At 52.3% G+C, this 14322-nt stretch carries 15 protein-coding genes; 9 read left to right on the top strand and 6 right to left on the bottom strand.

The annotated features are described in order from the left end of the window. Positions 1–54 precede the first annotated feature (54 nt). The 4 genes from galS (at position 55) to mglC (ending at position 5048) form a co-directional block, all read left to right on the top strand. On the top strand, positions 55–1080 hold the full coding sequence (galS, locus tag CHU32_RS01375) for an HTH-type transcriptional regulator GalS (protein WP_103674289.1): 1026 nt from the start codon (positions 55–57) through the stop codon (positions 1078–1080). Positions 1081–1369: 289 nt separating this feature from the next. Then, positions 1370–2368 carry a galactose/glucose ABC transporter substrate-binding protein MglB gene (gene mglB, locus CHU32_RS01370; protein ID WP_103674288.1) on the top strand — a complete coding sequence of 333 codons (999 nt, stop codon included), beginning with the start codon at positions 1370–1372 and terminating at the stop codon, positions 2366–2368. 133 nt (positions 2369–2501) lie between these two features. Then, positions 2502–4022, top strand: coding sequence for a galactose/methyl galactoside ABC transporter ATP-binding protein MglA (mglA, locus tag CHU32_RS01365; protein WP_103750764.1), 1521 nt, complete (start codon positions 2502–2504; stop codon positions 4020–4022). A 15-nt stretch (positions 4023–4037) separates the two neighbouring features. Next, positions 4038–5048, top strand: a complete 1011-nt coding sequence (mglC, locus tag CHU32_RS01360; protein ID WP_103674286.1) for a galactose/methyl galactoside ABC transporter permease MglC — start codon at positions 4038–4040, stop codon at positions 5046–5048. 75 nt (positions 5049–5123) lie between these two features. Here the strand turns inward: mglC and sanA are convergent, their stop codons facing one another. The 4 genes from sanA to CHU32_RS01340 form a co-directional block, all read right to left on the bottom strand. Further along, complete coding sequence (gene sanA, locus CHU32_RS01355) at positions 5124–5843, bottom strand: outer membrane permeability protein SanA (RefSeq protein ID WP_103674285.1); 720 nt, start codon at positions 5841–5843, stop codon at positions 5124–5126. Positions 5844–5966: 123 nt separating this feature from the next. Continuing rightward, positions 5967–6851 carry a cytidine deaminase gene (cdd, locus tag CHU32_RS01350; RefSeq protein ID WP_103674284.1) on the bottom strand — a complete coding sequence of 295 codons (885 nt, stop codon included), beginning with the start codon at positions 6849–6851 and terminating at the stop codon, positions 5967–5969. 130 nt (positions 6852–6981) lie between these two features. Then, positions 6982–7677, bottom strand: a complete 696-nt coding sequence (locus CHU32_RS01345) for a CidB/LrgB family autolysis modulator (protein WP_103674283.1) — start codon at positions 7675–7677, stop codon at positions 6982–6984. Further along, complete coding sequence (locus CHU32_RS01340; RefSeq protein ID WP_103674282.1) at positions 7674–8072, bottom strand: CidA/LrgA family protein; 399 nt, start codon at positions 8070–8072, stop codon at positions 7674–7676. Before CHU32_RS01340 ends, CHU32_RS01345 begins: the two co-directional genes overlap by 4 nt. Positions 8073–8275: 203 nt before the next feature. On the opposite strand from CHU32_RS01340, the gene dusC reads away from it, so the two are divergent. Beyond that, positions 8276–9211 carry a tRNA dihydrouridine(16) synthase DusC gene (gene dusC / locus CHU32_RS01335; RefSeq protein WP_103674281.1) on the top strand — a complete coding sequence of 312 codons (936 nt, stop codon included), beginning with the start codon at positions 8276–8278 and terminating at the stop codon, positions 9209–9211. A 35-nt stretch (positions 9212–9246) separates the two neighbouring features. On the opposite strand, the gene yohP is transcribed toward dusC, so the two are convergent. Next, positions 9247–9330, bottom strand: a complete 84-nt coding sequence (gene yohP, locus CHU32_RS01330) for a small membrane protein YohP (protein ID WP_000698460.1) — start codon at positions 9328–9330, stop codon at positions 9247–9249. A gap of 231 nt (positions 9331–9561) precedes the next feature. On the opposite strand from yohP, the gene mdtQ reads away from it, so the two are divergent. Both mdtQ and CHU32_RS01320 read left to right on the top strand, forming a co-directional pair. Continuing rightward, positions 9562–11013, top strand: a complete 1452-nt coding sequence (gene mdtQ, locus CHU32_RS01325) for a multidrug resistance outer membrane protein MdtQ (protein ID WP_103674280.1) — start codon at positions 9562–9564, stop codon at positions 11011–11013. A 49-nt stretch (positions 11014–11062) separates the two neighbouring features. Next, entirely contained in the window at positions 11063–11833 is a 771-nt protein-coding gene (locus CHU32_RS01320; protein ID WP_103674279.1) for an SDR family oxidoreductase, read from the top strand. 11 nt (positions 11834–11844) lie between these two features. Here the strand turns inward: CHU32_RS01320 and CHU32_RS01315 are convergent, their stop codons facing one another. Then, positions 11845–12408 carry a DedA family protein gene (locus CHU32_RS01315; protein ID WP_103674278.1) on the bottom strand — a complete coding sequence of 188 codons (564 nt, stop codon included), beginning with the start codon at positions 12406–12408 and terminating at the stop codon, positions 11845–11847. A 164-nt stretch (positions 12409–12572) separates the two neighbouring features. Between CHU32_RS01315 and CHU32_RS01310 the strand changes: the two genes are divergently transcribed. Together CHU32_RS01310 and pbpG are read left to right on the top strand one after the other, a co-directional pair. Continuing rightward, positions 12573–13160 carry a Yip1 family protein gene (locus CHU32_RS01310; RefSeq protein WP_103674277.1) on the top strand — a complete coding sequence of 196 codons (588 nt, stop codon included), beginning with the start codon at positions 12573–12575 and terminating at the stop codon, positions 13158–13160. A gap of 171 nt (positions 13161–13331) precedes the next feature. Beyond that, positions 13332–14264 (top strand): D-alanyl-D-alanine endopeptidase, encoded by a 933-nt coding sequence (pbpG, locus tag CHU32_RS01305; RefSeq protein ID WP_103750769.1) that lies wholly within the window; start codon positions 13332–13334, stop codon positions 14262–14264. Positions 14265–14322 lie beyond the last annotated feature (58 nt).

Genomic DNA, 14322 nt, shown 5'->3' with positions numbered 1-14322 from the left:
GCTAAACACAGGGGGTGGCCGTGAGTCGCTGCAATTTACAACCGGGTGGTGATCATGATTACCATTCGTGATGTTGCCCGTCAGGCGGGTGTATCCGTCGCTACTGTATCAAGAGTGCTGAATAACAGCACGCTGGTAAGTCCCGAGACGCGGGACGCGGTAATGAGCGCGGTTTCCGATCTCGGTTATCGCCCGAATGCGAACGCTCAGGCGCTGGCTACCCAGGCGAGCGATACTATCGGTGTGGTGGTGATGGACGTTTCAGATGCGTTCTTCGGTGCGCTGGTGAAAGCCGTAGATATTGTCGCGCAGCAAAATCAAAAATACCTGCTTATTGGCAATAGCTATCATGAAGCCGAAAAGGAACGCAATGCTATTGAGGTGCTGATCCGTCAGCGCTGTAGCGCACTGATCGTGCATTCTAAAGCGCTCAGCGACAGTGAGCTAAGCGAATTCCTGCAACATATTCCCGGTATGGTGTTAATTAACCGCATCGTGCCCGGCTTCGCGCATCGCTGCGTGTGCCTTGATAATATCAGCGGTGCGCAAATGGCAACTAAAATGCTGTTAAATCATGGGCATCGGCGTATTGGCTATTTGGGTTCCAGTCATAGCATTGAAGATGATGAGATGCGCAAAACCGGCTGGCTGCAGGCGCTTGAAGAATACGATATTGTTCCGCCGGAAAGTTGGGTTGGCGTGGGGTCGCCAGATTTGCAGGGCGGTGAAGCAGCGATGGTTGAACTGCTGGGACGAAACTCCGGCTTAACGGCCGTTTTCGCCTATAACGACAGTATGGCCGCTGGCGCATTGACGGCACTGAAAGATAACGGCATTGCGGTACCGCAACATCTGTCACTCATTGCTTTCGATGATATTCCATTAGCCCGCTATACCGACCCGCAGCTGACAACAGTACGCTATCCCATCGCGTCTATGGCAAAACTCGCTACCGAACTGGCGCTGTTGGGAGCCGCCGGCAAGCTGGATCGCAATGCCACACACTGCTTTATGCCGACGCTGGTAAGACGGCATTCTGTTGCCCAGCGGCAAACTGTGGGGCCGATCACTAACTTATAGATTTCCGTGATGTAACCGTTTTCAATCTGTGAGTAAATTCACAGTATCTTAACAACGCGATAGCTATGATGACATCGTTTGCAAGGCTGAAACACTATGTAACGGTGTCGTACCACACTACCCATAGCAACCGGGCCTGAAACAAATAATAAAGCGCATTACTGGAGCATTACCGAAAACGGAAGGCAGAACTTTAAAAGTGAATTCGGCATGCAGTAATCCTCCATAAGGCGCTGCCTGTCAGAGTTATTCACCCGTACTACCCTGCATAACAAAAACCGGAGATACCATGAATAAGAAGGTGCTTACCCTGTCTGCCGTGATGGCAAGCATGTTATTTGGTGCGGCTGCACACGCTGCGGATACCCGTATTGGCGTGACGATTTATAAATATGACGATAACTTTATGTCCGTTGTACGTAAAGCCATCGAGAAAGATGCAAAAGAAGCCTCTGACGTTCAACTGTTGATGAATGACTCGCAGAACGACCAGTCCAAACAAAACGACCAGATTGACGTATTGCTGGCAAAAGGCGTTAAAGCGCTGGCCATCAACCTGGTGGACCCGGCAGCAGCAGGTACGGTGATTGAAAAAGCGCGCGGACAAAATGTGCCAATCGTGTTCTTCAACAAAGAACCTTCGCGTAAAGCGCTGGATAGCTATGATAAAGCGTTCTATGTCGGCACCGACTCTAAAGAGTCCGGTATTATTCAGGGCGATTTGATCGCTAAACACTGGGCCGCTAATCAGGGCTGGGATCTGAATAAAGACGGTCAAATCCAGTTCGTGCTGCTGAAAGGCGAGCCGGGCCATCCGGATGCTGAAGCGCGTACCTCGTACGTGATTAAAGAGCTGAACGAGAAGGGTATTAAAACGCAGCAGCTGGCGTTAGATACCGCCATGTGGGATACCGCTCAGGCGAAAGACAAAATGGACGCCTGGCTCTCAGGTCCGAACGCTAACAAAATTGAAGTGGTTATCGCTAACAACGATGCGATGGCAATGGGCGCAGTAGAAGCACTGAAAGCGCATAATAAGAGCAGCATTCCGGTATTCGGTGTTGATGCGCTGCCAGAAGCGCTGGCGCTGGTTAAATCGGGTGCCCTGGCCGGTACCGTGCTGAACGATGCCAACAACCAGGCAAAAGCGACTTTTGATCTGGCGAAAAATCTCGCCGATGGTAAAGGTGCGGCAGACGGTACTAACTGGAAACTTGAAAATAAAATCGTCCGTATCCCATACGTGGGTGTGGATAAAGACAACCTGTCTCAGTTTAGCAATAAATAAGTTTTTTTAACTTTGGGCGTGCGTAAGCGCGCCCAATTAATAACGACAAAGAAATATCCTGACGTAGTCGGGGCGCGTTACGTGTGCGCCACGGTAGACAGCGGGAACAACACTATCGCAGCCAGGTATAGCTATGGTCAGCAATAACACAGAGTCGTCAGGCGAATTCTTGTTGGAAATGAGCAATATCAACAAGTCGTTTCCCGGCGTTAAGGCACTCGATAATGTTAATTTAAAAGTGCGTCCTCATTCTATTCATGCATTAATGGGTGAGAACGGTGCGGGTAAATCAACATTATTAAAATGTCTGTTTGGGATCTATCAGAAGGATTCCGGGAGTATTATTTTCCAGGGCAAGGAAATCGACTTCCATTCAGCGAAAGAAGCGCTGGAAAATGGGATATCAATGGTGCACCAGGAGCTGAACCTGGTATTGCAACGCTCCGTAATGGATAATATGTGGCTGGGGCGCTATCCCACCAAAGGTATGTTTGTCGATCAGGACAAAATGTACCGCGATACCAAAGCGATTTTTGACGAGCTGGATATTAATATCGATCCGCGCGCGCGCGTCGGTACCCTGTCTGTTTCGCAAATGCAGATGATTGAGATCGCTAAAGCGTTCTCTTATGACGCTAAAATCGTCATTATGGATGAGCCAACCTCTTCTTTAACCGAAAAAGAAGTGGGGCACCTTTTTACTATTATCCGCAAACTGAAAGAGCGTGGCTGCGGTATTGTCTATATTTCGCATAAAATGGAAGAAATATTCCAGCTGTGCGATGAAATCACCATCCTGCGCGACGGTCAGTGGATCGCCACTCAGCCGCTGGAAGGGCTGGATATGGATAAGATCATTGCCATGATGGTAGGCCGCTCTCTCAACCAGCGTTTCCCGAATCGTGAAAATACGCCGGGCGAAGTTATTCTCGAAGTCCGTAATCTGACCTCGCTGCGCCAGCCATCGATTCGCGATGTGTCTTTTGATCTGCATAAAGGGGAAATCCTCGGTATTGCCGGTCTGGTCGGTGCGAAGCGTACCGATATTGTAGAAACCCTGTTTGGTATCCGTGAAAAATCAGGCGGCACCATTACCCTGCACGGCAAAAAAATAAATAATCATACTGCTAACGAGGCCATTAACCATGGCTTTGCGCTGGTAACCGAAGAGCGACGTTCAACCGGTATTTACGCTTATCTGGATATTGGTTTTAACTCGCTGATTTCGAATATTCAAAATTACAAGAACAAAGTCGGGCTACTGGATAATTCACGCATGAAAAGTGATACCCAGTGGGTAATTGACGCTATGCGCGTTAAAACGCCGGGACACCGCACGCAAATTGGTTCCCTCTCCGGAGGCAATCAGCAGAAGGTGGTTATTGGCCGCTGGTTATTAACTCAGCCAGAAATCCTGATGCTCGATGAACCGACGCGCGGTATTGACGTTGGCGCGAAATTCGAAATCTATCAGCTGATCGCGGAGCTGGCGAAGAAAGGCAAGGGGATTATTATTATCTCTTCTGAAATGCCTGAACTGCTGGGGATCACTGACCGTATCCTGGTAATGAGCAATGGTCTCGTTTCCGGAATTGTTGACACTAAAACCACAACGCAAAACGAAATTCTCCGTCTTGCGTCTTTGCACCTTTAAGATCAGGGGCTCCTCATGAGTGCGTTAAATAAAAAAAGTTTTCTCACTTATCTGAAAGAGGGCGGTATTTACGTCGTTCTTTTAGTCTTACTGGCTATCATTATTTTCCAGGACCCTACGTTCTTAAGTTTGCTGAACCTGAGTAACATTCTCACCCAGTCATCGGTGCGTATTATTATCGCCCTGGGTGTGGCCGGGCTTATCGTTACCCAGGGGACCGACCTTTCCGCCGGACGTCAGGTGGGGCTGGCGGCCGTGGTGGCAGCAACATTGTTGCAGTCTATGGAAAACGCCAATAAGGTGTTCCCGGAAATGGCCACCATGCCAATTTTTGTGGTGATCCTGATTGTCTGTGCGATTGGTGCGGTCATCGGTCTGGTGAATGGTATTATCATCGCTTACCTGAACGTAACGCCGTTTATCACCACCCTCGGCACGATGATTATCGTCTACGGTATCAACTCCCTGTATTACGATTTCGTTGGTGCCTCGCCGATTTCTGGCTTCGACAGCGGCTTCTCGACCTTTACGCAGGGCTTTGTCGCGCTGGGCAGTTTCCGCCTCTCGTACATCACTTTCTACGCGTTAATTGCCGTGGCATTTGTCTGGATCTTGTGGAATAAAACCCGCTTTGGCAAAAACATTTTTGCTATCGGTGGCAACCCGGAAGCGGCCAAAGTCTCCGGCGTTAACGTCGCGCTGAACCTGCTGATGATCTATGCGCTCTCCGGTGTGTTCTATGCTTTCGGTGGGATGCTGGAAGCAGGGCGTATTGGCTCGGCGACCAACAACCTCGGCTTTATGTATGAACTGGATGCGATTGCCGCCTGCGTGGTGGGCGGCGTGTCCTTCAGCGGTGGTGTGGGTACAGTACTGGGCGTCGTGACCGGGGTGATTATCTTTACGGTCATCAACTACGGTCTGACCTATATCGGCGTTAACCCTTACTGGCAGTACATCATTAAGGGCGGCATTATTATCTTCGCCGTGGCGCTGGATTCACTGAAATACGCGCGTAAAAAATAATATCTGGCCTGTAACGCCCGGCAAGTCAGCGCTGCCGGGCGTTTTTTATTGTGCGAACGGCCTGTATCACACCACTTACTTGCGTGTTTTCGGCTGCAATTCCAGCAGTTGTTCAGGCGTCACCGCCGGGTAGCCCTGGGAGTCTTCCGGGATTTCATGACGCGAAGGAATAGGGATTAACGGGCCGAGGAAACGTGGCTCACGCTTGAAAATATACAGGTCGGCCAGCGCGCCAAAACGGGCACCGAATTCGCGTGCGCGTACGTTCCACATATTTTTGGGTGACGGGACCGCGTAGCACTGTGCCTGAATACCCATATGCAGGGCGATAAACAGCGCCCGCTCGCAGTGGAAGCGCTGGGTAATGATAATAAAATCGTTGGTATCGAACACCTTGCGGGTGCGGACGATAGAGTCGAGCGTACGGAAACCGGCATAATCCAGCACAATATCCGCAGGATCGACGCCTGCGGCAATCAGATCCTTACGCATCGTCATCGGTTCATTATAGCTTTGCTGCGCGTTATCCCCGCTTAACAGCAGGTAATTCACTTTCCCGCTGTTGTAAGCATTAAGCGCGCCCTGAATACGGTAGCGATAATACTGATTAATCACACCGGTGCGGTAATATTTGGCCGTCCCGAGAACGACACCTACCTGCCTCCAGGGGAGATCCTGAAGCTCGTCGTAAATATAGGGAGCGGTTTTCCAGCTCATCCACCGGTCGAGACCAAGCACTGTTAACAGCAGCAAGCCAATCAGGACTAACAGACTGTATAACAAACGCTTCAACATGGACCCAAACCCGGCGGTGGCGAAAATTTTAATCAGGCTACTTTACCCGTGAAGCAAGCGCAAGAAACGGACGCTCAACTGAAGGGATTTTCATCAATGCGGGCTAAAAGCCCGCATTGCGCGTCAGGCGAGAAAGACACGCTCAACGTGGTGACAGCCCAGCGCGTTAAGTGTTGCACGGGTAGCTTCCCACTGAATGAGCGGAGCATCAGCACGCTCTGCCAGTATGGCCCGCTGAATATCCGGATAATCATAACCGTTCAAACTCAGCAGATTCAGTGCGCCCTGAAGCGGCGGCAGGGAAGGGTTAAACGCCGCATTCTCGGCATAGCTGCCGGTGAAAATGGTGCCGTCACTGCATACCAGCGCGACGCCGGACGGCGCTTTACTGTAAGGGGCATGGCTACGGTTAGCGCCAAGAATGGCGGCCTGGGTCAATGCATCGCCCTGCACGTGAAATCCCTGGTCCTGCTCGTCCATCAACAGAGTTTTGATCGCTAAATCTTTAGGCCCGAACGCGTCAGGCAGATAGTGGCCCAGGGTGTGCGCCGGGCGGCCAGGCAGATGAATAGTGATATCCAGCCCGCTGTTCAGCTCGTTCATAAACTGGCGGCAGTGGCCGCAGGGCGTATAGTTCACGGTAATGGCTTTCAGCGACTTCTCGCCGCGCAACCAGGCGTGGGTGATGGCACTTTGCTCGGCATGCACCGTTTGCTGCATCGTTGCGCCGTGGAATTCCATATTTGCGCCAAAATACCAGGTACCGCTGACACCGCGGGCAATCGCGCCAACATTAAAGTTTGAAAGATCGGCGCGCGCGCAGGCGGCGGCAAGGGGGAGGAGGGCGAAGGCCAGCGCGTCTTCGTCCATTCCCGTCGCGCGTAGCAGTGACGAGACCTGCCCGGCACTGAGCATTGCAGGAAAATGCTCATCTTCCAGCAGAGGTGCCAGCGCGGATTGCATCTCACCCGAAAGCTGCGGGAAAGCAGATTGAAAACGTTGATGCATGGAGTTGCCTCATAACAATGTAATGGGATCGTAGTTTACGAGGCGTCTGAAGATTTGTAACGTGATCCAGATCCCATTATGTGTGCAACTGCTGCAATGAAAATAAAAATTGCGCGACGTATCGCAAATTTTACCCTACGATCGCCAGAATCAGCGGAAACAGGAACGGCGCAATCAGTGACGTTATGATGCCGCAAATCACCAGCGCCAGAGAGCTAAACGCACCTTCCTGGTAATCCAGCTCAGCGCAACGCGCGGTCCCCAGGGCGTGCGACGCCGTACCCATCGCCAGCCCGCGTGCCGCTTTGGTACGAATGCCCATAATATTCAGTAACGTGTGACCGAACACCGCGCCGAGAATGCCGACGAAAATAACGCATACCGCACTAATGGCCGGAATACCGCCAATGCTGCCGCCAACCGCCATTGCAATCGGTGTGGTCACTGATTTTGGCAACACGGAGGCAGCGATTTCCGGCGTGGCTCCCATCAGCAGGGCAACGCTGGTTCCCGTCACCATCGCCACAACGCTTCCGACAAAACAAATGGTAATAATGGATTTCCAGCGGGCGCGGATTTGGTGTAGCTGCTCATACAGCGGAAAGGCCAGCGCCACTACCGCAGGCTGTAAAAGATCGTTGAGGATTTTACTGCCCTGAAAATAGCGATCGTAAGGAATGCCGGTCAACAGCAAAAAAGGAATAATGACGACCATTGCCACCAGCAGCGGGTTAAGCAGCGGCATTTTAAACCGTGCGGCAAGTTTACGTGCGGCAAAAAACACCGCCAGCGTTAACGGCAATGACCACCAGATAGATGCCATCATTTTTTAATGTCCTTCTGACCCACAATTTTACGTTCGCCATGTACCAGGTGTGAACTCCAGCTCACGACCAGAAAAACCACCAGCGTACTGATCGCGCAGGAAACCACGACCGGTCCGAACTGCGCTCGCAGGACGTCAACATATTGCATAACGCCAACACCGATCGGTACAAACAGCAGCGCCATATAGCGGATCAGGCCATAACAGCCTGGATTGACCCACTTCGCGGGCAGGATTTGTAGCGCCAGCAGAAAGAAAAGGATCAGCATGCCGATAATGCTGCCGGGAATGGTGATAGGGAGCAGGGAAGCGATGTAAATCCCGGCGTATAAACAGGCGTAGATCAGGACGAAGGCGCGCAGGTATTGCCAGATGATTGTGAATGTCTTACTCATGGTTTCAATCCTTACGAAAACGCATTCATCATACAATTAAAGCCGAAAATGTGCTACCGATCACATCATGAATTCGAAGCATAGTTGAGATAGATGCCTGGAACATCAGGCAAATAAACGAATCAGATGCGCTAATTCTGTCAGCGCTTTCAACTCTGGCGCAGAGAGGCTAACATAGCGCCTCTTTTTTAACGGGTAAAGATATGCGTGTACTCCTCGCGCCGATGGAAGGCGTGCTTGATTCGCTGGTGCGTGAGCTGCTGACCGGGGTGAATGATTACGATTTGTGCATCACCGAGTTTCTGCGCGTGGTGGATCAACTCCTGCCCGTTAAGTCGTTCTACAAACTGTGCCCGGAGCTGCATCATCAAAGCCGCACCTCTTTCGGCACCCCGGTGCGTATTCAGTTACTGGGGCAATATCCTCACTGGCTGGCGGAGAACGCAGCCCGCGCCGTGGAGCTTGGCTCTTATGGGGTCGATCTTAACTGTGGCTGTCCGTCGAAAACGGTAAATGGCAGCGGCGGCGGGGCGACGTTACTCAAAGATCCGGAGCTGATTTATCAGGGGGCCAGAGCAATGCGCGAGGCGGTGCCCGCGCATTTACCCGTGACGGTAAAAATCCGCCTTGGCTGGGACAGTGGCGATCGCCAGTTTGAAATCGCTGATGCCGTGCAGCAGGCCGGAGCAACCGAGCTGGCAGTACACGGGCGCACAAAAGAAGATGGCTATAAAGCCGAGCGTATTAACTGGCAGGCGATTAGCGAGATCCGCCAGCGTCTGACGATCCCGGTAATTGCCAACGGCGAAATCTGGGACTGGCAAAGCGCGCAGGCCTGCTTGCAGACCACTGGCTGCAATGCCCTGATGATTGGCCGCGGCGCGCTCAACGTGCCAAACCTCAGCCGGGTTATCAAATACAACGAGCCGCGTATGCCGTGGCCTGAGGTGGTTGAACTGCTGCGTAAATATTCGCGCCTCGAAAAGCAGGATGACACCGGCTTATATCATGTCGCGCGCATTAAACAATGGCTGGGATATTTACGTAAAGAATATGACGAGGCGTTGGATCTGTTTACGGCGATTCGGACATTTCAGGATTCGGCCTCCATTGCCAGCGTCATCGAGCGCTGGTCCTGAAAAACTATCGCCCTCACGAAGGAGGGCGATAACCATCAGAAAATCATCTTAAACACCCCTGTCACCACCAGCAGCCCGATCAGAAAAATAATTAAAATAGCCCATAGTAAAATTTTCATCGCGCATTCCCTCTTTGTTGTATTCACATCAAGTATAGGAAAGCATTGGGAAGTTTGCCTGGATGAGTTATAAAATTGTTAATTAAATAGCGTATTAATTATTTGCATTGTGAATAGTTTTCTGGTTGTTTCATTTTATTTCTGATTGTGCATTGCCACGCGTTACTAAACAAAATTTTCATCCGCCGCGTAATCTTGCCGCCTCGTTTTTTACCTCTTAAATATCACGCTATGAACCGTCCCCTGATTATGGCTGCGATGTCAGCTCTGCCGCTGGTCTTTTCTCTGACAGGCTGTGCACCTTCGCATGATGTTAACGCCACCCTTAAACCGCAAAATCCGGCGGCGTCCGTAAACACAACGCTGCCGACGGCGCTGCAAAATGGCTGGCCGCAAAGCCAGTGGTGGACGCAATATCATGACCCGCAGCTTAACGCGTTGATAAGCCAGGCACTGACCCAGGCACCCGATTTAAAAGTCGCGCAGCAGCGTATTGTACTGGCGGAAGCGCAGGCGAAGATGGCGGAAGCAGCGGATGGTCCGGCGATTAATTTCTCCTCCGACGTTGAGCGGCAAAAAATGTCAGCGGAAGGGTTGATGGGACCCTTTGCCTTCACCGATCCGGCTGCCGGCACCACCGGCCCGTGGTACACCAACGGTACTTTTGGCCTGACGGCCGGTTGGGATCTGGACCTGTGGGGCAAAAATCGCGCTGAAGTCGAAGGGCGCATTGGCCTGGTGCGGGCGCGAAGCGCAGAATTACAGCAGGCGCAGCAACTGCTGGCCAGCAGCGTGGCGCGTCTGTACTGGGAATGGCAAACAGAAGCGGCAATTAAAACGGTACTCGGCAACATCGAACAGCAACAGGAGGCAATTGTCGCTGTCGATCGGGCGCTGTATCAGCAGGGGATCACCTCGTCGGTAGAGGGCGCAGAAACCGATATCAACGCAGGCAAAACGCAGCAAAAGCTGGCGGAAGTGGCCGGAAATATGAAAATTATCGAAGCGCGGCTGCTGGCGCTGACCAATGCGCAATCATCAACGCTCACTCTGCATAGCGTAACGTTACCTGAAGTACAGACGACAATGCCTGCCAGCCTGGGCTATGAGCTGCTGGCTCGTCGGCCAGACTTACAGGCGGCCCACTGGTATATCGAGGCCTCGTTAAAAGAGGTCGATGCCGCCAAAGCGGCATTTTATCCTGACATCAACCTGATGGCTTTTTTACAGCAGGATGCGTTGCACCTGAGTGACTTGTTCCGCCACTCCGCTCAGCAGATGGGTGTGACGGCGGGGCTGACGCTGCCGATATTTGACAGTGGTCGGCTGAATGCGAATCTGGATATCGCCAGCGCGCAGAACGATCTTTCCATTGCCAGTTACAACAAGGCGGTGGTGGATGCGGTGAATCAAGTGGCCCGCAGTGCCACCCAGGTTGAGACGCTGATGGCGAAAAATGCGCAGCAGAAAAAGGTACAGCAGGACGCCTCACGTATTGTCGCGCTGGCGGAAGCCCGCCTGAAGGCGGGGATCATTGCCGGGTCTCGCGTAAACCAGGCGCGCATCCCCGCGCTGGAAGAGCAAATCAATGGCCTGAAATTGCAGGGGCAATGGCTGGATGCCTCCATTCAACTGACCTCCGCGCTGGGCGGCGGTTATCATTTTTCCTCCACCAACCCATAGTCGCCCGGCGTTTCCTATACTTACCTCCTGAACTTAACGGGAGGTAGGTATGACGGCAAATAAAGTTGCAATAGTCACCGCGTCGGATTCCGGCATCGGTAAGATGTGCGCGCTATTCCTTGCTAAAGGCGGCTACGACATTGGCGTAACCTGGCATTCGGATGAAAAAGGCGCTCAGGAGACGGTAAAAGACGTCGAGGCGCTGGGGCGTAAAGCGATTTCGGCGCAGTTAGATCTGAGTAAACTTCCGGAAGGTGCGCAGGCGCTGGAAAAATTGATCGACCAGTTTGGCCGTATTGATGTGCTGGTCAATAATGCGGGCATGATGACCAAAGACGCGTTCCTCGACGTTAAACTGGAAGACTGGCGCGCGATTTTTACGGTGGATGTGGAAGGGGCGTTCCTGTGTTCGCAGATTGCCGCCAGAAAAATGGTGGCGCAGGGCGAGGGGGGACGCATCGTTAATATCACCTCCGTGCATGAACACTCCCCACTGCCTGACGCCAGCGCTTACACCTCGGCGAAACATGCGCTTGGCGGACTGACCAAATCCATGGCGCTGGAGCTGGTAAAACACAATATTCTCGTTAACTCGGTGGCACCCGGCGCTATCGCCACGCCCATGAACGACATGAGCAACGACGATGCGAAACCCGGTTCGATGCCGAATATCCCGCTTACTCGTCCCGGTAAAACGCAAGAGATTGCCAGCCTGGTCGCATGGCTATGCTCGGAATATGCGACCTATACCACCGGACAGTCATTTATTGTTGACGGCGGTTTTATGCTGGTCAATCCGCAGTTCGAAGGTCTGAAATAACGGCTGCTTGACTACTGGCGTTTGTGGCGGTGTTTCAACCACAGGCGTATGCCCAGTACCAGCGCCACGGCAAGCCCAAGCCAGACCAGATGCTTCAAGTGCTGGTTCAGATGGTGCAGCCACGGTCCAATGACTTCACCGCCAGCGTAACCGAGGGTGGTGAAGATCAGCGCCCAGACAATCGCTCCGACGATATTCAACGGCAGAAACAGCTTTGGCGGCAGGCGACTGGCTCCGATCAACAGCGGGCCAATAATACGAAAACCATACATAAAGCGGCTGCCAATGACGAACAGCCACGGACGGCGCTGGATAAGCCGTTGCGCGCGGTTAATTTTATCCTGATGATGATGGAAGCGTGCCAGAATGCGGTGGCCAAAGCGGCGTCCTAAAAAATAGAGCAACTGATCGCCGATGATCCCTCCCAATGCCACGGCAATAACCACCAGTGGAAATTTCAGCAGCCCCTGATGAGCGGCGACGCCGCCAAGCAGGGTAATGGTTTCCCCCTCAGCAAGACTGCCCACCGTCAGGGCAGCATAACCATACTCGGTAATTAACGAATTGATATCCATGCGTTAAACATCTCTCCTCTTGTTACTGCACTCATCAAGCATAACCGCTATGCAAAATGTTGCAGGCGAAGAGTGATGCGCATTTTTCGTCTGTACATAAAATAATCTATCGATGTGCATTATACTCAAGCTACGGTCGTAACACGTCGAGTTGAGGAGATTGTATGAACCATGTCTGGGGACTTCTCTCCCATCCTAATCGCGAAATGCAGGCGATAAAGCGCGAAAACGAAACGGTGTCGCATCATTACACGCATCACGTCTTAATTATGGCGGCGATCCCGGTGATCTGTGCTTTTATCGGTACCACCCAAATTGGCTGGAATTTCGGTGAAAATAGCGTCGTGCGACTGTCGTTGTTTACGGCTTTTGCGCTGGCGATTCTGTTTTATGGACTGATGCTGGCAGGTGTGGCGGTCATGGGCCGGGTGATCTGGTGGATGGCGCGTCATTACCCGCACCGGCCTTCGCTGGCACGCTGTATGGTCTTTGCCGGCTATGTCGCGACGCCTATTTTTTTAAGCGGGATCGTGGCGCTTTATCCGCTGGTCTGGCTGTGCGCACTGGTGGGCACGGTCGCGCTGTTTTACACCGGTTATCTGCTCTATCTGGGCATTCCGACCTTCCTTAATATTAACAAAGAAGAGGGGCTGAGTTTTTCCAGTTCCACTCTGGCCATCGGCGTGCTGGTGCTGGAAGTGCTGCTGGCATTAACCGTACTGTTGTGGGGCTACGGTTATCATTTGATCTGACGGATGCTGCACGGTGAAGACCCGCGTCTGCCGTGCAGTATTTGGACACGATTCTTCTCTGGCGATGGACTGGTGCCGCAGGTATGATGCGCAGGCGTGTTTTACATTGATATCTATAATGAATCACGCCCTAAAAATATAACCTGTGCATATAACTACCAGAATCTCATCATGCCGAAATTACGCGTTTCTTTGCTTAGCCTTGCGCTAATGCTGCCAGTGGCTTTTTCACCTTTGGTCAATGCCAAAACGGCTGCGGCTACGACGGCGTTACAGCCGGAAATCGCCTCCGGTAGTGCGATGATTGTTGATCTTCAGACCAATAAAGTGATCTACGCCAGTCATCCGGATTTGGTGCGTCCCATTGCGTCGATCACTAAACTTATGACGGCGATGGTGGTACTGGACGCCCGTTTGCCGCTGGATGAAAAGCTGAAGGTTGATATCAGCCATACGCCGGAGATGAAAGGGATCTATTCGCGCGTGCGTCTGAATAGCGAAATTAGCCGTAAGGATATGCTGCTGCTGGCGCTGATGTCGTCAGAGAATCGCGCGGCGGCGAGCCTTGCGCATCATTATCCGGGCGGCTATGACGCCTTTATCCGGGCGATGAATGCCAAAGCAAAAGCGCTGGGCATGACCCATACGCGCTACGTGGAGCCAACCGGGCTGTCGATTAAAAACGTCTCTACCGCGCGTGATTTGACCCGGCTGCTGATTGCCAGTAAGCAGTATCCGTTGATTGGTCAACTCAGCACCACGCGGGAAGATATGGCGACGTTTGCAAATCCGGCCTACACGTTGCCGTTCCGCAATACCAATCATCTGGTATACCGCGATAACTGGAATATTCAGTTAACCAAAACCGGCTTTACCAACGCGGCGGGCCATTGTCTGGTAATGCGCACGTTGATTAATCAGCGGCCAGTGGCGCTGGTGGTGATGGATGCGTTTGGCAAATATACGCATTTTGCCGACGCCAGCCGCCTGAAAACCTGGATTGAAACCGGGAAAACCATGCCGGTTCCGGCCTCGGCACTAAGTTATAAAAAGCAAAAAGCGGCACAAATGGCCAGTATGGATTTCACCGCACAAAACGAGTAACCCGCGTTGTTGTGACGCAGGCTATGTGCCACATTGCCCGGTGGCGCTGGCTTACCGG

Origin of the sequence: Superficieibacter electus, assembly GCF_002915575.1 — a bacterium.
Classification (GTDB): Bacteria; Pseudomonadota; Gammaproteobacteria; order Enterobacterales; family Enterobacteriaceae; genus Superficieibacter; species Superficieibacter electus.
The sequence above is the reverse complement of the archived record's forward strand: the minus strand, read 5'-3'. Positions and strand labels throughout refer to the sequence as shown.